The 700-nt window shown below is 53.7% G+C and carries 1 rRNA gene; it reads right to left on the bottom strand.

Annotated features, from left to right (window positions below):
* Positions 1 to 476: ribosomal RNA gene (locus AC1DTN_RS37880) — 23S ribosomal RNA — on the bottom strand; the annotation flags it as partial.
* Between the last annotated feature and the right edge of the window lie 224 nt (positions 477 to 700).

Raw genomic sequence — 700 nt, 5'->3', positions numbered from 1 at the left:
CGTACGGGGCTGTCACCCGCTACGGCCGCACTTTCCAGAGCGTTCCGCTTTAATCACTAATGCCACTGGCCTGGTCCGCGTTCGCTCGCCACTACTTGCGGAGTCTCGGTTGATGTCCTTTCCTGCAGGTACTTAGATGTTTCAGTTCCCTGCGTTCGCTTCTTACCCCTATGTATTCGAAAGTAAGATACCTTATAACAATGCTTGGAAACCTCTCCTGTTTGTCCTCACGGCCGAAGGCCTGCGGACAGCGCGCCGGATAACCGGCGACGGCCTCTGGCCTTGCGAAGCATCCGCTTCGACCAAACCAAAAGCCAACAGAACAGATTTCCCAAGCATTTAAGGTGGGTTTCCCCATTCGGAGATCCATGGATCAAAGCTTATTCGCAGCTCCCCACGGCTTATCGCAGCGTATCACGTCCTTCATCGCCTGTGCATGCCAAGGCATCCACCAAATGCCCTTACGACACTTAATCGTTCTCATTGCCAATGCTCATCATCTCGCTGCCCGCTCCCCTAAGGAAACGGCAACAGACCGGGTTACCTTTTACAACCCAGTCAATCCAATAATGCCATCGACGTGTTCGACAGATCTGCTTTATTGGAGCTACGCCGAGCAGCCCACTTGCAGCCTGTCTTAAGACCAGCTTCTCGAGATTGGATCCGATACCGCGCGGTCAGGCAACGGTAATCAAGTCGG

This window comes from Rhizobium sp. 01T444 (assembly GCF_056398305.1).
Note: the sequence above shows the minus strand (reverse complement) of the source record. Positions and strands in the feature narration are given on the sequence as shown.